Origin of the sequence: Vibrio aquaticus (assembly GCF_003970385.1) — a bacterium.
GTDB lineage: Bacteria > Pseudomonadota > Gammaproteobacteria > Enterobacterales > Vibrionaceae > Vibrio > Vibrio aquaticus.
On sequence record NZ_RXZH01000002.1, the window covers coordinates 122,194 to 139,922 of the forward strand.

Annotated in this window: 18 protein-coding genes; 16 read left to right on the top strand and 2 right to left on the bottom strand. The window is 45.6% G+C overall.

Annotated features, from left to right (window positions below; all coding sequences use genetic code 11):
- From EJ063_RS06525 to EJ063_RS06580, 12 genes are all read left to right on the top strand, one after another.
- Positions 1–951, top strand: a complete 951-nt coding sequence (locus tag EJ063_RS06525) for a beta-ketoacyl-ACP synthase III (protein ID WP_126573225.1) — start codon at positions 1–3, stop codon at positions 949–951.
- An 81-nt stretch (positions 952–1,032) separates the two neighbouring features.
- The gene (gene fabD, locus EJ063_RS06530) at positions 1,033–1,956 is read left to right on the top strand and encodes an ACP S-malonyltransferase (protein ID WP_126573226.1); all 924 of its coding nucleotides are present in this window, start codon (positions 1,033–1,035) and stop codon (positions 1,954–1,956) included.
- 26 nt (positions 1,957–1,982) lie between these two features.
- The gene (gene fabG, locus EJ063_RS06535; protein ID WP_158675996.1) at positions 1,983–2,717 is read left to right on the top strand and encodes a 3-oxoacyl-ACP reductase FabG; all 735 of its coding nucleotides are present in this window, start codon (positions 1,983–1,985) and stop codon (positions 2,715–2,717) included.
- A 305-nt stretch (positions 2,718–3,022) separates the two neighbouring features.
- The gene (gene acpP, locus EJ063_RS06540) at positions 3,023–3,256 is read left to right on the top strand and encodes an acyl carrier protein (protein ID WP_004406112.1); all 234 of its coding nucleotides are present in this window, start codon (positions 3,023–3,025) and stop codon (positions 3,254–3,256) included.
- Between the two features lie 90 nt (positions 3,257–3,346).
- Positions 3,347–4,591 carry a beta-ketoacyl-ACP synthase II gene (fabF, locus tag EJ063_RS06545; protein ID WP_126573230.1) on the top strand — a complete coding sequence of 415 codons (1,245 nt, stop codon included), beginning with the start codon at positions 3,347–3,349 and terminating at the stop codon, positions 4,589–4,591.
- A gap of 96 nt (positions 4,592–4,687) precedes the next feature.
- The gene (gene pabC / locus EJ063_RS06550) at positions 4,688–5,491 is read left to right on the top strand and encodes an aminodeoxychorismate lyase (protein WP_126573232.1); all 804 of its coding nucleotides are present in this window, start codon (positions 4,688–4,690) and stop codon (positions 5,489–5,491) included.
- A complete protein-coding gene (mltG, locus tag EJ063_RS06555) occupies positions 5,488–6,504 on the top strand; it encodes an endolytic transglycosylase MltG (RefSeq protein WP_126573234.1) in 1,017 nt (338 codons plus the stop codon). The genes pabC and mltG overlap by 4 nt, the downstream gene beginning before the upstream one ends.
- Entirely contained in the window at positions 6,501–7,133 is a 633-nt protein-coding gene (gene tmk, locus EJ063_RS06560) for a dTMP kinase (protein ID WP_126573236.1), read from the top strand. The genes mltG and tmk overlap by 4 nt, the downstream gene beginning before the upstream one ends.
- Positions 7,133–8,095: a DNA polymerase III subunit delta' gene (holB, locus tag EJ063_RS06565; RefSeq protein WP_126573238.1), complete on the top strand. Its 963-nt coding sequence runs from the start codon at positions 7,133–7,135 to the stop codon at positions 8,093–8,095. Before tmk ends, holB begins: the two co-directional genes overlap by 1 nt.
- Positions 8,086–8,853 carry a TatD family hydrolase gene (locus EJ063_RS06570; RefSeq protein ID WP_126573240.1) on the top strand — a complete coding sequence of 256 codons (768 nt, stop codon included), beginning with the start codon at positions 8,086–8,088 and terminating at the stop codon, positions 8,851–8,853. The genes holB and EJ063_RS06570 overlap by 10 nt, the downstream gene beginning before the upstream one ends.
- A gap of 445 nt (positions 8,854–9,298) precedes the next feature.
- Positions 9,299–10,729 carry a PTS glucose transporter subunit IIBC gene (gene ptsG / locus EJ063_RS06575; RefSeq protein ID WP_126573242.1) on the top strand — a complete coding sequence of 477 codons (1,431 nt, stop codon included), beginning with the start codon at positions 9,299–9,301 and terminating at the stop codon, positions 10,727–10,729.
- A gap of 184 nt (positions 10,730–10,913) precedes the next feature.
- Positions 10,914–11,333, top strand: a complete 420-nt coding sequence (locus tag EJ063_RS06580; protein WP_126573244.1) for a hypothetical protein — start codon at positions 10,914–10,916, stop codon at positions 11,331–11,333.
- Between the two features lie 66 nt (positions 11,334–11,399).
- On the opposite strand, the gene EJ063_RS06585 is transcribed toward EJ063_RS06580, so the two are convergent.
- Positions 11,400–11,993, bottom strand: a complete 594-nt coding sequence (locus tag EJ063_RS06585) for an outer membrane protein (protein WP_126573939.1) — start codon at positions 11,991–11,993, stop codon at positions 11,400–11,402.
- 131 nt (positions 11,994–12,124) lie between these two features.
- Between EJ063_RS06585 and cydH the strand changes: the two genes are divergently transcribed.
- Together cydH and EJ063_RS06595 are read left to right on the top strand one after the other, a co-directional pair.
- A complete protein-coding gene (cydH, locus tag EJ063_RS06590; protein WP_126573246.1) occupies positions 12,125–12,217 on the top strand; it encodes a cytochrome bd-I oxidase subunit CydH in 93 nt (30 codons plus the stop codon).
- A 7-nt stretch (positions 12,218–12,224) separates the two neighbouring features.
- Positions 12,225–13,373 carry a patatin-like phospholipase family protein gene (locus tag EJ063_RS06595; protein ID WP_126573248.1) on the top strand — a complete coding sequence of 383 codons (1,149 nt, stop codon included), beginning with the start codon at positions 12,225–12,227 and terminating at the stop codon, positions 13,371–13,373.
- A 39-nt stretch (positions 13,374–13,412) separates the two neighbouring features.
- Here EJ063_RS06595 and pyk read toward each other — a convergent pair whose 3' ends face one another.
- A complete protein-coding gene (gene pyk, locus EJ063_RS06600) occupies positions 13,413–14,855 on the bottom strand; it encodes a pyruvate kinase (protein ID WP_126573250.1) in 1,443 nt (480 codons plus the stop codon).
- A 325-nt stretch (positions 14,856–15,180) separates the two neighbouring features.
- Here pyk and mlc point away from each other — a divergent pair, with 325 nt between their 5' ends.
- Both mlc and EJ063_RS06610 read left to right on the top strand, forming a co-directional pair.
- Entirely contained in the window at positions 15,181–16,398 is a 1,218-nt protein-coding gene (gene mlc / locus EJ063_RS06605; RefSeq protein ID WP_126573252.1) for a sugar metabolism global transcriptional regulator Mlc, read from the top strand.
- Positions 16,399–16,530: 132 nt separating this feature from the next.
- Complete coding sequence (locus EJ063_RS06610) at positions 16,531–17,478, top strand: chemotaxis protein CheV (RefSeq protein WP_126573254.1); 948 nt, start codon at positions 16,531–16,533, stop codon at positions 17,476–17,478.
- Positions 17,479–17,729 lie beyond the last annotated feature (251 nt).

The following is a 17,729-nucleotide window of genomic DNA, read 5'->3' on the forward strand; positions in this document are numbered from 1 at the left end:
ATGTATAGCAAAATTTTAGGTACTGGCAGCTACCTGCCATCTCAGGTGCGTTCAAACGCAGACTTAGAGAAAATGGTAGATACAAATGATGAGTGGATTGTAACTCGTACTGGTATTAAAGAGCGTCGCATTGCTGCTGAAAATGAAACAGTTGCCGACATGGGTTACTACGCAGCAAAAAACGCAATCGAAATGGCGGGAATCGATAAGAACGATATCGATTTAATCATTGTCGCGACCACAAGTGGTAGCCACACGTTCCCATCATCAGCGTGTCAGGTGCAAGCTAAGCTTGAGATCAAAGGCTGTCCAGCGTTTGACTTGGCTGCAGCATGTTCAGGTTTTGTGTATGCATTATCTGTGGCTGACCAGCATATTAAATCGGGCATGTGCAAAAATGTGCTTGTGATTGGTGCTGATGCTTTATCCAAGACTTGTGACCCTACTGACCGTTCAACGATCATCTTGTTTGGTGATGCGGCTGGTGCAGTGGTTGTTGGTCAAAGTGAAGAGCCTGGTATTCTATCGACACACATTTATTCAGATGGTCGCTTTGGTGAGCTGCTAAGCCTCGAAGTTCCTGAGCGCGGCAAAGATGCTGATAAATGGTTGCACATGGCAGGTAATGAAGTCTTCAAAGTAGCAGTGACACAACTGTCTAAGCTCGTGAAAGATACGCTTGCGGCTAACGATATGCATAAGTCCGAACTGGACTGGTTAGTCCCACACCAGGCAAACTACCGCATTATTTCGGCGACGGCGAAGAAGCTATCTATGTCTTTAGATCAGGTGGTTATCACCCTAGATAAGCATGGTAATACTTCTGCCGCAACGGTTCCTACTGCGCTTGACGAAGCGGTTCGTGATGGCCGAATTAAACGCGGTCAAACGTTGCTACTTGAAGCATTCGGTGGTGGTTTTACTTGGGGCTCTGCGCTCGTTAAGTTCTAAACAGAATTCAAAATTAAGATGCCGATAGTGGCATCTTTTCTTTCTTCTTTTATTTAAAGAAACGGTTTTAAGGAAAAGAAAATGAGCAAGTTTGCTATTGTATTTCCAGGTCAAGGTTCTCAAGCGGTCGGCATGATTGCAGAGCTTGGCGAGCAGTATGACGTAGTGAAACAGACGTTTGCTGAAGCATCTGAAGCGCTAGGTTATGACCTATGGGCCCTTGTTCAAAATGGTCCGGCTGAAGATCTTAATCAAACGCATCGTACTCAACCAGCTTTGCTAGCATCTTCTGTTGCTATTTGGCGTGTTTGGCAAGAGCTTGGTCTTGAGCAACCAGCGAACCTAGCGGGTCACAGCCTAGGTGAATACTCTGCACTAGTATGTGCGGGTGTTATCGATTTTAAAGAAGCGATCAAACTTGTTCAGCTTCGTGGTCAACTGATGCAAGAAGCGGTACCAGCAGGCACTGGCGCAATGTTCGCGATCATCGGCCTAGATGATGAGTCAATTGCTAAAGCGTGTGAAGAAGCAGCGCAAGGCGAGGTTGTTTCACCAGTAAACTTTAACTCTCCTGGTCAAGTTGTTATCGCTGGTAGCAAAGACGCAGTAGAGCGCGCTGGTGCACTGTGTAAAGAAGCGGGCGCTAAGCGTGCACTTCCTCTTCCTGTTTCTGTGCCTTCTCACTGTGCACTGATGAAGCCAGCGGCTGACAAACTTGCAGTGGCACTAGAAGATCTCGAATTTAGCGCTCCTCAGCTTCCAGTTATCAACAACGTTGACGTTGCTGCTGAAACCGATCCTGCAAAAATCAAAAATGCGCTTGTGCGTCAGCTATACAGCCCAGTTCGTTGGACTGAAAGCGTGCAGCTAATGAGCGAGCAAGGCGTAGAGAAATTACTTGAGCTTGGCCCAGGTAAAGTTCTCACTGGCCTAACAAAACGAATTGTTAAGACACTAAGTGGCGCTGCAGTAAACGATGCTGCATCTCTAGACGCTGCTAAGTAAATAAGAACAAAGGAATAACGAACATGATGAATCTAGAAGGCAAAGTTGCTCTAGTTACTGGTGCAAGCCGTGGTATTGGTCGTGCAATCGCTGAACTGCTTGTTGAGCGTGGCGCAACAGTGATCGGTACTGCGACGTCTGAAGGTGGCGCAGCTGCAATCAGTGAGTACTTAGGCGAGAACGGTAAAGGTCTGGCTCTTAACGTAACGAACGTAGAATCTATCGAAGCGACACTTAAGACCATCAACGATGAGTTTGGTGCGATTGATATCCTAGTGAACAACGCAGGTATCACACGTGACAACCTACTTATGCGTATGAAAGACTCTGAGTGGGATGACATCATCGATACTAACCTAACGCCAATCTTCCGTATGTCTAAAGCGGTACTGCGTGGCATGATGAAAAAACGTGCTGGTCGCATCATCAACGTTGGCTCGGTGGTTGGTACTATGGGTAACGCAGGTCAGGCTAACTATGCAGCAGCAAAAGCGGGCGTAATTGGTTTCACTAAATCTATGGCACGTGAAGTTGCTTCTCGTGGCGTTACTGTGAACACAGTAGCACCAGGTTTTATCGAAACAGATATGACTAAAGCATTGAATGATGACCAACGTGCGGCGACTCTATCTAACGTACCAGCAGGTCGTCTAGGTGACCCTCGTGAAATCGCATCGGCTGTGGTATTCCTAGCTTCTCCAGAAGCGGCTTACATCACGGGTGAAACTTTGCATGTAAATGGCGGCATGTACATGGTGTAAAACGCTTTCGTAGAGAAAATTGGTGAACTTTCGTATTAATATTCACTCTAATCTCTGCAAACGTGTTAATTTGCACTTAATGTCGACAAATAGGCTACTTTTTGTAGTGAAAGTAGCCTATAGTTTGAAAGATTTGACGCGAAGCTGCACAAGATTTGTGCATGATTTAAGTCAAAAATGTATTGAATTTCGGTTAAAATCGCTAAAATTGTGGTTTGACCAGCAAGGTCCCTCTTGCAACTTTCAGTAGTTCGAATAAACTACGGAATCATCGCATTGAGCGAAATCTGTAAAGGAAAAGAAAAATGAGCAACATCGAAGAACGCGTAAAGAAAATCATTGTTGAACAGCTAGGTGTAGACGAAGCTGAAGTTAAAAACGAAGCTTCATTCGTTGATGATCTAGGTGCTGATTCTCTAGACACTGTTGAACTAGTAATGGCTCTAGAAGAAGAATTCGACACTGAGATTCCAGATGAAGAAGCTGAGAAGATCACTACTGTTCAAGCTGCTATCGACTACGTAAACAGCGCTCAGTAATCTCTCTCCCAGGCGGCCTTCTGGCCGCCTGTGTTCTTTTTAATCCTTCTATCCTTCCATAGAATCATTTCATTCCCGGAGAATAAAATCGTGTCCAAGCGTCGTGTTGTTGTCACTGGCATGGGTATGTTGTCACCGGTAGGCAACACCGTAGACTCATCTTGGAAAGCCCTGCTTGCTGGTCAAAGTGGTATCGTTAATATCGATCATTTTGACGCAGAAAACTTCTCTACTCGTTTTGCGGGTCTAGTTAAAGACTTTGATTGTACTGAGTACATGACAAAGAAAGATGCACGTAAAATGGATCTATTCATCCAGTACGGCATTGCAGCGGGTATCCAAGCTCTAGATGACTCTGGTTTACAAATTAACGAAGAAAACGCACCTCGTGTAGGTGTGGCTATCGGTTCAGGCATTGGTGGTCTTGACTTGATTGAAACTGGTCACACAGCACTAGTTGAAAAAGGCCCACGTAAAGTTAGCCCATTCTTCGTTCCATCAACCATCGTAAACATGGTTGCAGGTAACTTATCTATTATGCGTGGTCTTCGCGGTCCTAATATCGCGATCTCGACGGCGTGTACTACAGGTCTTCACAACATTGGTCACGCAGCGCGTATGATTGCATACGGCGACGCTGACGCAATGGTTGCAGGTGGTTCTGAAAAAGCTTCTACGCCTCTAGGCATGGCAGGTTTTGGTGCGGCTAAAGCGCTGTCTACTCGTAACGATGAGCCACAAAAAGCCTCTCGTCCTTGGGATCAAGACCGTGACGGTTTCGTTCTTGGCGACGGTGCAGGCATGATGGTTCTAGAAGAGTACGAACACGCTAAAGCTCGTGGCGCTAAGATCTACGCAGAGCTCGTTGGCTTTGGTATGTCTGGTGATGCTTACCACATGACTTCTCCATCTGAAGATGGTTCAGGTGGTGCACTAGCGATGGAAGCGGCTATGCGTGATGCTGGCATCGTCGGTACACAAGTGGGTTATGTGAACGCACACGGTACATCTACACCTGCAGGTGACGTTGCTGAGATTAAAGGCGTTCGTCGTGCTCTGGGTGAAGAAGGCGTGAAACAAGTGAAAGTATCGTCAACCAAATCGATGACTGGTCACCTTCTAGGTGCAGCAGGTTCGGTTGAAGCTATCATCACTGTTTTGTCTCTTGTTGACCAGATTGTTCCACCAACGATCAACCTAGATAACCGTGCTGAAGGTCTAGACGATATCGATCTTGTACCACACACAGCGAAAGAAGTAGAAATGGAGTACGCAATCTGTAACTCATTCGGCTTCGGCGGTACAAACGGCTCTCTAGTTTTCAAAAAAATCTAACGAGCACGTTCATAGAGTCTAAATAAACGGCTTAATGCTTTGGCATTAAGCCGTTTTGTTATTTAATACCCTTCTAAATTGAAAACAAGGATTGCTATGTTCTGGTTAAACGGAGAACCGGCGGATTCTGTCTCGCTTACGGACCGATCATTTCAGTATGGTGATGGCTGTTTTACAACAATGTTGACTCGAAAAGGTCAGATCCAGCATTGGTCTAAGCATATTGAGCGTATGGATGCTTGTTTGGATGCGCTTTTGATTCCTCGCCCTAACTGGAGTCAGGTTGAGCAATGGCTGACTTTAGCGGTGAGAGAGGACGATAAAGCGGGCTTGAAGTTGCACATTAGCCGTGGTCAAGGGGGTAGGGGATATAGTCCTACTCAAGTAGGTACACCAAATGTTACCATTAGCGCCTTTCCATTTCCGTCTGACTATGAAAAATGGACTAAAACTGGCATCGAACTCGGTATTGCAAATACTCGGCTTGGGCATAACCCGTTGTTAGCGGGCTATAAGCATAATAACCGCCTTGAGCAAGTGCTTGTGAAAGCTGAAATGGATCAACAGGCCTTACGAGATGGCGTCGTTCTTGATATTGCCGACCGAGTGATTGAAACTTCAATGGCAAACCTGTTTTGGGTAAAGAAGGATAAAATTTACACACCAGACCTGAGCTATGCAGGTGTAAGTGGCGTAATGCGTCGGGTGATTTTACAGCAAGCCCGAGATGCCGGTTTTGAGTGCGAAATTGGACATTTTCATCTAGACGAACTGTTGTCTGCCGAGGAAATCTTTATTTCAAACTCTGTGCTTGGTGTTGCTCCTATCCATACCGTGAGCTCAACACCCTTTAATATTGGAAGAATTACAAAACGAATTCAGGAGATGATCGACTCGTGATCAAAAAAATCACTCTTTTTTTGCTATTGGTCGCTGGCGTAGTTGCTGGCGGGTATTTCTATGTGGCGCAACAGGTGGAACAGTTCGTTAACCAGCCTTTGCAGCTAGAAGAGCCACACATCTTCACTATCGAACCTGGCACGAGTTTCAATCGTGTTCTGTCTAGCCTAACTACAGATGGCCTAATTGAAGGCAGTGATGTGGTTAAACTCGTTCGTCGTTTTCATCCTGAGCTGACTCAACTGCGTGCAGGAACGTATCTCATTGAACCGACGACTAACCTACAGCAAGCGCTAGAGCAATTTAAGCAAGGTAAAGAGCACCAATTTGCCATCACGTTCGTAGAAGGTTCGACGTTTAAAGAGTGGCGTGAAACGCTTGAAGGCGCACCGTATTTAGAGCATGAACTGTCAGGACTTTCAGAAGAAGAGATTGCGGCTCAGCTTGGCTCTGAACACAAAAAGCTTGAGGGTTTACTGCTTGCTGAAACCTACCATTACACGCTTGGCGCATCGGATCTTGATATTTTGAAGCGCGCGGCGAGCAAGTTGCAAACCGTCTTAGATGAGCAATGGGCGCAGCGCCAAGACCAACTTCCCATTAAGAGTGCGTATGAAGCGTTGATTTTGGCCTCTATTATTGAAAAAGAGACCGCTGTCGAATCTGAACGTGAACGTGTTGCGGCGGTATTCGTTAACCGATTGAATAAGCGTATGCGCTTACAGACTGATCCAACCGTTATCTACGGAATGGGTGACAAGTACGATGGTAATATTCGTAAGAAAGACCTTCGTACACCGACGCCATACAATACATATACTATTTTCGGACTGCCACCGACGCCAATCGCGATGCCTGGTGAAGCCTCTATCGCAGCAGCGCTGAACCCAGAAGACAGCAATTACCTCTACTTTGTCGCCAGCGGCAAAGGTGGGCATGTCTTCTCCAAAACATTGGCAGAGCACAACCGTGCAGTTCGAGCATACTTAAAACAACTAAGAAGCAACAAATGACAAACGCTAAATTCATCGTAATCGAAGGCCTAGAAGGCGCGGGCAAAAGCACCGCAATCAATTCAGTACTGGAAACTCTGAAAGCTTCAGGTGTTGAGTCGATCACTCAGACGCGTGAACCTGGTGGCACAGCGTTGGCAGAAAAATTAAGAACCCTCGTTAAGCAAGAACACGAAGGTGAAGAGCTGCAAGATATGACCGAGTTGCTACTTATGTACGCTGCTCGTGTCCAGTTGGTTGAGAATGTCATCAAGCCAGCACTGGCAAAAGGTGACTGGGTGGTGGGTGACCGCCATGATATGTCTTCGCAAGCTTACCAAGGTGGTGGTCGTCAGATTGCTGCTGAAACGATGTTAGCGTTAAAACAGACAACATTGGGTGGCTTTAAACCTGATCTCACTCTTTATCTCGATATCGATCCACGAGTTGGTTTAGAACGCGCACGTGGTCGTGGTGAACTAGACCGTATTGAAAAGATGGATATGAGTTTCTTTGATCGTACTCGTGAACGTTACCTAGAGTTAGCGCATCAAGATGATACGGTACTGATCGTCAATGCTGAGCAAGAGATTGAGAAGGTAGCTGAAGATATCGCTCTGGCGCTGACCAACTGGATGCAAAACAACTGATGACAGAGCTATACCCTTGGCTTACCCCGTTATGGCAGCAGTGGCAGGCTAATTTACAGGCAGATCGCTTTTCTAATGCCGCTTTGTTAATTGCTGAAGAAGGCATGGGTGCCGGACAGCTTACAGAGAAGTTTAGCCAAGCTGTGATGTGTCAAAACTACCCTGCAGAAGCGTGCGGCTTTTGTCATGGCTGTCAGTTAATGCAATCCCACAGTCACCCAGACTTCCACATTATTAAGCCAGAGAAAGAAGGTAAATCGATTACGGTTGAGCAAATTCGTCAATGTAATCGTATTGCTCAAGAGTCTTCGCAATTATCTGGAACTCGCTTATTTGTTATTGAACCTGCGGAAGCCATGAACGAGTCTGCGGCGAATGCATTGCTGAAAACGTTGGAAGAGCCTTCTTCAAGTTGTATGTTTCTATTGGTCGCTCATCGCTCGAATACGTTATTGCCAACCATTACCAGTCGCTGCCAGCAATGGCATTTGGTTCCACCGTCATCAAGTGAAGTCGCTCAATGGCTGTCGTCACAAAATGTTGGCCAGGTTCCTGCGTATGTCGCGCACCTAAACGGGAATGCCCCTTTGTTAGCGTTGGAGTTTCTTCAACAGGATAAGGCTAAGCAGTATACCGAGTTGGAGCAGTCACTATTAGCGGTATGTCAGAATCAAGGCGACGCGATCAAACTGGCTAAGGATCTCTCTAGTGGGCACTTGGAATCGCTCACTTGGGTATGGTATTTACTGACGGATGCACAGAAAGTGCACTATGGTTTATCTGATTCGGTATTCGTGCCGGGGGCTGAGTTGCTATCTAAAGCACTGGATTACCAAACGCTCTATTCTCAGGCTCAAGCTCTGACCAAGTTGCAAGACCAGCTAAGATTACACACAGGGTTAAATGCAGAGTTATTAATCCTTGATTGGTTATTTAAATTTCACGAGGAATCATGTTCGTAGACTCACACTGTCATCTAGATAAACTAGACTATGACGAACTTCACGATGGTATTGCCGATGTTGTCGAAAAAGCAAAGGCGGCAAATGTACACGAGCTTCTGTCGGTCGGTGTTACCCTGGATTCGTTTCCAAATATGTTGGAAATGATCGAGCCATTTGAGAATGTCTATGCATCGTGTGGGGTTCATCCTCTCGATGTTGAAAGTGACTTTGCCTTAGATCGATTACATGAATATGCCGCGCATCCACGAGTGGTAGCGATTGGTGAAACGGGCCTAGACTACCATTATCAACCTGAAACGGCAGATCTGCAGAAGCTACGCTTTGAGCAGCAAGTAGAATTAGCGGTTAACCTCAATAAGCCACTGATCATTCATACTCGTAACGCGCGCCAAGATACGTTGGATATCTTAAAAAAGGGTGGTGCTGACAAGTGTGGAGGTGTGATTCACTGCTTTACCGAAGATCTTCCGTTTGCCGAGGCGGCTATGGAACTGGGCTTCTATATCTCTATTTCAGGTATTGTCACGTTTAGACAAGCAACTGAATTGAAAGAGGTCGTCAAAGCGCTGCCGCTTGAAAGGCTGCTGATTGAGACAGACTCACCATACCTTGCCCCCGTTCCGCATCGAGGAAAACAGAACCAACCTGCCTATGTTGTTGAGGTTGCTTCTTACATCTCGCAGCTAAAAGGGTGTTCACTAAGCGAAGTTGGACAGAAAACCACCGAAAATTTCAGAAATCTTTTTTTAAGATAAAAAATTAATTTGCGGTTAAAAAGGGGCTTAGGCTCCTTTTTTTTGTTATCTAGCTCACGCGCAAGCGTTTAAATGACGTTGTTCACTAAAAATGTTGAACTTGAGAGTTCAAAAAAGCGGGCTTGTAATTTTGTTACATAAAATAACAACTCGATCTATTTTATTTACCCATCAAAATTAATCAACATAACCAATAATATCTTATATATCAAAGATTTGTGTTTGTGTAATCCTTTTCAGTTGCCCATTTGGTGTGTGATCTATCTATTAGTTTGAAACTAAATTCCGTAACTCGCTAGTAAGTGTCGTGGCCCGCAATATATATTTAGACCCAGAAAATATAGTGACATAAGTGGTTACATTTTTTCAGGGTGCTAACATTTAAGGCTACGGGGGTGTGCCGTTAGAGCCCAATAAATCTTATAAACTTTTCAGGAGCATAAACATGTTTAAGAACCTTTTTGCTAACCTGCAAAAAGTTGGTAAAGCTCTGATGCTACCAGTATCGGTTCTACCAGTTGCAGGTATTTTACTAGGTGTCGGTGCTGCCGACCTAAGCTTCATTCCAGATATCGTTTCTAACCTAATGGAACAAGCGGGCGGTTCAGTATTCGGCCAAATGGCGTTACTATTCGCTGTAGGTGTTGCACTTGGCTTCACTAACAACGACGGTGTAGCAGGTCTTGCTGCAATCGTTGGTTACGGCATCATGACGGCAACTCTAGGCGTTATGGCTGGCGTAATGGGCGTTGAGAAAATCGATACAGGCGTACTAGGTGGTATCCTTGTCGGTGGTGTTGCCGCTTGGGCATTCAACCGTTTCTTCAAAATTCAACTTCCAGAATACCTTGGCTTCTTCGCTGGTAAGCGTGCAGTGCCAATCATCACTGGTTTCTCAGCGATCGGTCTTGGTCTAGTTCTTTCTGTTGTATGGCCTCCAATTGGTGGCGCGATTGCAGCGTTCTCTGACTGGGCTGCTCACCAGAACCCACAGGTTGCATTCGGTATCTACGGCGTTATCGAGCGTTCTCTAATCCCATTCGGTCTACACCACGTATGGAACGTACCATTCTTCTTTGAAGCAGGTACTTGTGTTAACGCTGCTGGCGAAACTCAAAACGGCGTTCTAACTTGTTACCTAGTTGCTGATGAAGCTTCTCGTGCTGCAGGTAATGGCTTCGGTCAGCTAGCAGGTGGTTACATGTTCAAGATGTTCGGTCTACCAGCTGCTGCTATTGCTATCGCTCACTCTGCTAAGCCAGAAAACCGCGCGAAAGTAATGGGTATCATGGCGTCTGCTGCACTGACTTCATTCCTAACAGGTATCACTGAGCCAATCGAATTCTCATTCCTATTTGTAGCTCCTGTACTTTACGGTATCCACGCTCTACTAGCGGGTTCTGCTTACGTTGTTGCTAACACTCTAGGCTTCGTACACGGTACGTCATTCTCACACGGTCTAATCGATTTCCTAGTTCTTTCTGGTAACTCTCAGAAGATGGGTCTGATGGTTGCTGTTGGTCTAGTTTACGCTGCTATCTACTACGTAGTATTCCGCGCTGTAATCAAGGCAATGGACCTTAAGACTCCAGGCCGTGAAGACGAATCTGAAGAAGTATCTGTAGCAACAGGCTCTGACCTAGCTGGTGAACTCGTTGCAGCATTCGGCGGTAAAGCAAACATCACAGGTCTAGACGCATGTATCACTCGTCTACGTGTTGCTGTTGCAGACACTGAAGCGGTTGATCAAGACAAACTGAAACAACTAGGCGCAGCAGGCGTAGTCGTTGTAGCAGGTGGTGTTCAGGCTATCTTCGGTACTAAGTCTGACAACCTGAAAACTGAAATGGATGAGTGGATCCGTAACAACGGTTAATAATTCCCACGACTCATCTAAATGACTAAAAAGGAGGCTAAGGCCTCCTTTTTTGTTTTTGGTTACAATTTAGCCCAACTGTTCATCTAAATATTCTTTTCTCTTTACCTTTTTCTGACATCCATTTCTTACATATCATCATAATTGTACGCTGTTTTATTGATTTCATAGGAAATGTACTCGAATGAAGAAGTCTCGAATCTTTCTCACTTCAGGGGTGCTTGTTGCAAGTTGCTCAGTGTTTGCTGCAGATGAGCCTCAGAAAACCGATATCTCAGTTGGTATGGCCGTGGATCAAGGCCTAAGCGCTGTGGTTGAGCTAGACAATACCTATCGTTTTACTGTTGGTAATGATGGCGGCGCGTTTGATTACATTCTGAAACGTGGTTCTTTTGACGAGAATACACCGGTTTCATGGTATGTCGGTGTTGGCGGTTGGAGTGAATGGGACCACAAAGAGTTTGGTGCTCGCGTTCCGCTTGGTTTGAAATGGGACATTAGCCAAGGTTGGGAGATGTATGGCCAGATTCATCCTGAACTGAACCTCTATTCGGGCCCAGAGTTACAAATTGGCGGTGCACTGGGTGTGAAGTACACATTCTAATACCGTGTAGTGTGAACGGAGAGCCTAACTTATAAGGTTCTCCGAGATCCACATTCAATGTGTGGGCTAAAATGACCAGGTTAAGCCTATGTTGGCTGAAAACTGATTCATCCAGTCAGTTTTAAACTTGATCACACACGATTCGTTGCCCGTTGTTGGTAAGTTACAGACCCCGCTAGTGTCGTTATCGACAACGGTACCCAGCCATCTCAATTGAGTATTCAGTGCAAGTTCATCCGTAAATTGATATTCGAAACCACCGAAGATACTGGCGGAGAAGCCAAGCTCATCTTTGACCCAATCGGCGTCGATATACGAAGCGCCTAAACCCACACCTAAGTATGAAGACCATTTGTCTTGAACAGGGTAGTAAATACTGCTCTGTAAATGTAGGTAGTGAATAGATGAGTCTGCATTGACGTTTTCAACTTGTGAGTTTTGGTTCGCGTAGAACACACCAATTCGCCCTTTATCCAGATCCGTTTCTAGAGAGAGGGCGTAGCTCTCGGAGCCTTCTAGGTCGAGTTCATTCTGATTTTGATCTTCAACGCTCCCTCCAAAGGTGTAACCCAGCCAAGGAGAAAGGTGAATTTCTGCATGAGCAGTGGTGCTTAAGCTGAATATCGCTAGGGACAAGAGTAGTCGAAAGTCGGTTTTCATTTTTAGGCCTTTTTGGTCTAGGTAGAAATCTAAGTGTGACGCTAACGCCATAATTCCGCACGAAAAATACGTATTTATTGAAGATACTTCACACTGATGTTATTACTTTGTTACACAATAAGGAGGTGTCTATGGAACACGATCTAAAATATGCCCTACTGATCACTGCAGCTGCATTCGCGGTTATTATTGGTTATGGTCTAATCGCCATCATGACGGCGTAGGCTCACCATGAACAATCGCGGTGTTGTGACAAATACCGCTGTACAGCTAGATGTCGATCGACTGAAAAAGTACACCGGCGGTAAAAATGCATTGGTTGCCCAAGGCGGCGGCCAACGAGGTATTTTTACTTCTGGTGTTCTTGATGCTTTCCTACTTTCCAACTTTGACCCTTTTCACACGTTTTATGGTACCTCAGCAGGTGCCATGAATTTATGTGCCTTTCTCTGTCGCCAGAATGGCATCGGCCGCTCGTTTATTTTGGATTTAACCACCGACCCTGAGTTTTTTAATTTATTCCGTTATATTCGCCGCAAGCAATATTTAGGTCTTGATTGGGCATTGGATAAAATTTGTGACTTTCCCTATCGTTTAGATATCGATATGGGCCGAAGAGTATTAGCTGATCGTAATGCGTATGCCGCCGTCACGGACACCAACAGGCTTTTTGATCATTACTTACCCATGCTCCAAGATGATTGGCGGAAGGTGCTATTGGCGACGTGTGCGATTCCTCGCTTGTATCACCAGCCCGTTTCTTTCCCACACGGGGAGTATGTCGATGGCGGCGTCTCAGCGTCTATCCCAGTGCAAGAGGCGTGGCGAAAAGAAGCACGCTGTATTGTGGTGATTCGAACTGAGGGGGAAGATCTCGTTACAGAGACGCAGCAGAGCGCTCAAGAACCTTCAGTTGAATGGTTTAGAGATTCAATGAATGTGATTCAAGGCCATTGGCAAGATAAGCTCGAACAGTGGAAGCAAGATTGGGGCAGTTTCTTCAATGATCAGGTACAAAAGTCTCGCACTGAAAAGTTGGATCAAAGCCACTTAGAGCTTTTGAACGGTGGACGCTGGTTGTTTGGCGCGGATGATATTTATCGGCTAAGCCACTTGATCGGTGACAAATTCGATTCAGGTCTCGCCGATATGTTGATGGTGCATTACCAAACCTATTCATTGACTCAAGACTTTTTACAATCCCCGCCAGATGACTGCTTTGTTATTCAAATTAAGCCTCAAGAGCCATTAAAGGCGAGCTCATTGATGAGTGAAAGGGAGGACTTGTTGCATGACTATCAGGTGGGATTAGACGCCGGGTTCCGTTTTGTTGAAGCGTTCTCACCGTGTCTTTATAAGCCGATGCCAGTCATGAAATAATCCCGTGCCCATATCATAGGTATGAACACGGGAGAGCCGTTACGCCGCTACGATGCGCATACAATTGGTTGAGCCAACCACGTCCATGATGTCTCCTTGGGTGATGATCACCAGGTCGCCTTTATGAATCAGACCACGCTCTCTAAGTGCTGCTACAGCCGATTGCGCGGTTTCCAAACCTGTATCACTGTTATCTTCAAAGTAGACCGGCGTAACGCCACGATATAACGCGGACAGGTTCAACGTTCGTTCATTTGGAGAAAGAGCAAAAATCGGTAATCCCGAGCTTAAACGCGACATCATAAGTGCGGTTCGCCCCGATTCCGTTAGGGTGACGATGCCCTTAATGCCTCTCATGTGGTTGGCAGCAAACATCGTTGACATCGCAATGGTCTCTTCACCAGACTCAAACACCGACTCCATTCGGTAGGTTGAGCGGTTAACCGAAGACATTTTCTCTGCGCCGACACACACTTCTGCCATTGAACGCACGGTTTCCAGTGGGTATTTACCTGCTGCGGTTTCACCCGATAGCATTACCGCATCGGTACCGTCTAATACGGCATTTGCCACGTCCATCACTTCGGCACGAGTCGGCATCGGATTTTCCATCATCGATTCCATCATTTGAGTCGCGGTAATGACGGTACGGTTGAGCTTGCGTGCACGGCGAATGAGCTGCTTTTGTACACCGATCAACTCCGGGTCACCAATTTCCACCCCTAAGTCACCACGCGCGACCATCACGGCATCAGATGCTAAGATGATGTCATCGATGCTTTCTTCGGTTTCGACCGTTTCTGCACGCTCTACCTTGGCAACCAAACGTGTTTGAAGACCAGCATCGGTCGCGAGCCTTCGTGCATACTTCATATCTTCGCCATTTCTAGGAAACGAAACGGCTAGGTAGTCGACTTTGATCTCCGCGGCGAGCTTGATGTCGTTCTTATCTTTTTCAGTCAGAGCCTCTGCTGATAGACCGCCGCCCTTTTTATTAATGCCTTTATTGTTTGAGAGTGCGCCGCCAATCGTCACTTTGGTCCGAACTTGGGTCCCTTTGACTGCGGTCACTTGTAATTGCACTCGACCATCATCAAGAAGAAGAATGTCACCGGTCGAAACGTCATTTGGCAGCTCTTTATAATCCAGACCGACGGCGTCTTTGTTACCTTGTCCAGCGGGTAGGGCGCTATCTAACGTGAAAATATCTCCTACGTTGAGGTGCACTTTACCATCTGCAAATGTTGAGACTCGAATCTTAGGGCCTTGTAAGTCACCTAAAATGGCCACGTGAGTGCCAAGCTTAGCGGCGATATTCCTGACACGAGTTGCTCGTTCACGGTGATCGTCTGCATTGCCATGAGAGAAGTTCATTCTGACGACATTGACACCTGCTTCTAAAATCGCTTCAAGCACGCCAGGGGTATCGGTCGAGGGGCCAAGAGTAGAGACAATTTTTGTTCTTCTTTGGATTGAGGTCATTCGGATCTCCTTGATCAGATTCTGCTGCTAAAGGCAAAGGGGCAGCGTATCGGGGTTAGTTCCATCACTAGGGCGCTTGTTAAGTATATACCTGAGCCAAATAAGCGTTATAGATTGCGCAATTTCTCTATTTGAAAGGTGATGTTGGACATATTTATTAATGCAAAAAAATAGCGATATAAATGTGATAAAACTTTCGCTATTTGATTAGGTACACAAAGAATTATGTTTATACGTGACACTTGTCACGGCAATCCATCAAAGCTCTTCACAATTACTTCGCAAAGTAAAAAAATTAGCAGGTTGTTGATATTCGGAGTGCTCTATGTACATGGCTCAACCTGGCCATATTGATCATATCAAGCAGGTCAATGCTGGCCGTGTATATAAACTCATTGATCAAAAAGGCCCTATTTCTCGCATTGATCTCTCGAAGCAGAGTGAACTTGCGCCTGCGAGTATTACTAAAATTACTCGCGAGCTAATTGAAGCACACCTCATTCATGAGACGACCGTCCAAGAAGCGACCACTCGTGGCCGTCCTGCTGTTGGTCTACAGGTCAACAATGAAGGTTGGCAATTTCTTTCGATGCGATTAGGACGAGGCTATTTAACCATTGCATTACATGAGTTAGGTGGCGATGTTCTGATCGATACTAAAATCGATATTCATGAAGTGGACCAAGACGATGTGCTTGCTCGTTTACTGCATGAGATTGATGAGTTTTTCCAAAGCTATTCAGAGCAGCTTGATCGTGTGACCAGTATTGCCATCACGCTACCTGGCTTGGTGAATTCTGAGCAAGGTGTTGTGCTGCAAATGCCTCACTATAATGTGGAAAACTTGCCGCTTGGTCCTGAAATTTACAAAGCGACAGGCTTGCCAGTATTCATTGCCAATGATACGCGAGCATGGGCACTGGCCGAGAAGTTGTTTGGCCATTCTCAAGAGAACGAGAACTCAGTACTGATTTCTATTCACCATGGCTTGGGTGCCGGTATTGTACTTGATGGACGTGTACTGCAAGGTCGCCACGGCAATATTGGTGAATTAGGTCATATTCAAATCGATCCTCAAGGCAAACAGTGCCACTGTGGTAACCGCGGATGCCTAGAAACGGTCGCAAGTTCTCAAGCGATTCGTGCGGAAGTCGCAGAGCGCCTGGCTAACGGTGAGGCTTCTTCTTTAACTGAGATTGAAGAGATATCTATCGAAGATATCTGTGAAGCGGCGGCAAATGGTGATCCACTGGCTGTGGATGTTATTGAAAAGCTTGGTCGCTATTTAGGTTCAGCCATTGCGATTGTGATTAACCTGTTTAATCCTGAAAAGGTCCTGATAGGTGGGGCGATCAACCAAGCGAAAGAGGTTCTCTACCCAGCTATTCAAACCTGTATCGAAGAGCAGAGCTTACCAGTCTATCACCAAGACTTAGAGTTAGTTGAATCGCGTTTTTACAAGCAAGCGACCATGCCGGGAGCCGCACTGATTAAGCAAGCTCTGTACGATGGCCTATTATTGATGAAGGTTATCGAAGGCTAAGTTGTTTTTATTTTAACGCCATACTGTTAAAAATATTTTAAACCCATATAATCTGAAAGATATATGGGTTTATTTTTGTTTTAGTCTTACGATAGACTATTTTTACATTATCCACGTTAGGCGAGAAGTAGTATGTCTGGAGTTTTAAATACCGTTGATCAGCGAACAAACCTAGTTGGTGAAAACCGCTTGGAGCTACTGCTATTCAGCTTGAACAGCAGACAAATCTTTGCCATCAATGTTTTCAAAGTTCGTGAAGTGATTAAGGTTCCACCACTCACTAAGCTGCCAGGATCTCACCATCATATTACCGGTGTTGCGTCATTGCGTGGCGTATCTGTCCCTGTGATTGACTTGCGTGCAGCGATTGGTTTTCCGCCATCGCGTTTGGAAAATCAAGAAGAGAACCTCATCATTACGGAATATAACCGTACGGTGCAAGGTTTCTTGGTTGGTCAGGTGCGTAATATTGTTAATACTGCGTGGACAGAGATTCAGCCGCCACCGAAAACGGCCGGTCGTGCAAACTACTTGACCGCGATTACTCATGTGAAGGACGGCGAAGGCCTCAATATTGTTGAAATCATTGATGTTGAGAAAGTACTTGCTCAGATCATTGATTACGATATCTCAATTTCAGAAGGGGTTCTGGATGAAGATTTGTCGACGCAAATGGTGGGCCGTAACGTTCTGATCGTGGACGACTCTTCAACCGCCCGCTCTCAAGTTCGTGGCACGCTTTCTCAGCTTGGCTTAAACATTATTGAGTGTCGTGATGGCCTAGAGGCTTTGAGACTGCTTAAAGGCTGGTGTGAAGAGGGTAAGAATGTGACCGAAGAACTTCTGCTCATGATCACTGATGCAGAAATGCCTGAAATGGATGGTTATAAGCTGACGTATGAGATCCGTAATGATCCTCGAATGAAAGACCTTTATATCACGTTGAACACATCACTGAGTGGCAGCTTCAACGATGCGATGGTTAAAAAAGTAGGCTGTGATCGCTTTATTTCTAAGTTCCAGCCAGACCTGCTGGTGGAAGTCGCCCAAGATCGCTTACGCCAAGTGTTAAATAAATAGAATGGCCTTCTATTTATAGTAATTGACCGATAAATCTGTGAATGCTATGTTTTTGATATCATTTTGTTAAGCAAGATGATGAAACTATCAAAATACGACTTTTCGCCAGACTTTTATAGGTAGTTCTTATTAATGATATGGTTAACTTCTAAGGTTGTGATGACCTTATCTATGTTGCTATATAGGGAATATAAGAAAAGAAGTATGGAAGCTGAAGACAAATTCTAGTTTGTCAAAGTAACTCAGAAGGG

What these genes read in the sequence shown, in the direction of transcription:
- EJ063_RS06525 (WP_126573225.1), top strand. Translation starts at nt 1, where the DNA reads ATGTATAGCAAAATTTTAGGTACTGGCAGCTACCTGCCATCTCAGGTG.
- fabD (WP_126573226.1), top strand. Translation starts at nt 1,033, where the DNA reads ATGAGCAAGTTTGCTATTGTATTTCCAGGTCAAGGTTCTCAAGCGGTC.
- fabG (WP_158675996.1), top strand. Translation starts at nt 1,983, where the DNA reads ATGAATCTAGAAGGCAAAGTTGCTCTAGTTACTGGTGCAAGCCGTGGT.
- acpP (WP_004406112.1), top strand. Translation starts at nt 3,023, where the DNA reads ATGAGCAACATCGAAGAACGCGTAAAGAAAATCATTGTTGAACAGCTA.
- pabC (WP_126573232.1), top strand. Translation starts at nt 4,688, where the DNA reads ATGTTCTGGTTAAACGGAGAACCGGCGGATTCTGTCTCGCTTACGGAC.
- tmk (WP_126573236.1), top strand. Translation starts at nt 6,501, where the DNA reads ATGACAAACGCTAAATTCATCGTAATCGAAGGCCTAGAAGGCGCGGGC.
- holB (WP_126573238.1), top strand. Translation starts at nt 7,133, where the DNA reads ATGACAGAGCTATACCCTTGGCTTACCCCGTTATGGCAGCAGTGGCAG.
- EJ063_RS06570 (WP_126573240.1), top strand. Translation starts at nt 8,086, where the DNA reads ATGTTCGTAGACTCACACTGTCATCTAGATAAACTAGACTATGACGAA.
- ptsG (WP_126573242.1), top strand. Translation starts at nt 9,299, where the DNA reads ATGTTTAAGAACCTTTTTGCTAACCTGCAAAAAGTTGGTAAAGCTCTG.
- EJ063_RS06580 (WP_126573244.1), top strand. Translation starts at nt 10,914, where the DNA reads ATGAAGAAGTCTCGAATCTTTCTCACTTCAGGGGTGCTTGTTGCAAGT.
- EJ063_RS06585 (WP_126573939.1), bottom strand. Translation starts at nt 11,993, where the DNA reads ATGAAAACCGACTTTCGACTACTCTTGTCCCTAGCGATATTCAGCTTA.
- cydH (WP_126573246.1), top strand. Translation starts at nt 12,125, where the DNA reads ATGGAACACGATCTAAAATATGCCCTACTGATCACTGCAGCTGCATTC.
- EJ063_RS06595 (WP_126573248.1), top strand. Translation starts at nt 12,225, where the DNA reads ATGAACAATCGCGGTGTTGTGACAAATACCGCTGTACAGCTAGATGTC.
- pyk (WP_126573250.1), bottom strand. Translation starts at nt 14,855, where the DNA reads ATGACCTCAATCCAAAGAAGAACAAAAATTGTCTCTACTCTTGGCCCC.
- mlc (WP_126573252.1), top strand. Translation starts at nt 15,181, where the DNA reads ATGTACATGGCTCAACCTGGCCATATTGATCATATCAAGCAGGTCAAT.
- EJ063_RS06610 (WP_126573254.1), top strand. Translation starts at nt 16,531, where the DNA reads ATGTCTGGAGTTTTAAATACCGTTGATCAGCGAACAAACCTAGTTGGT.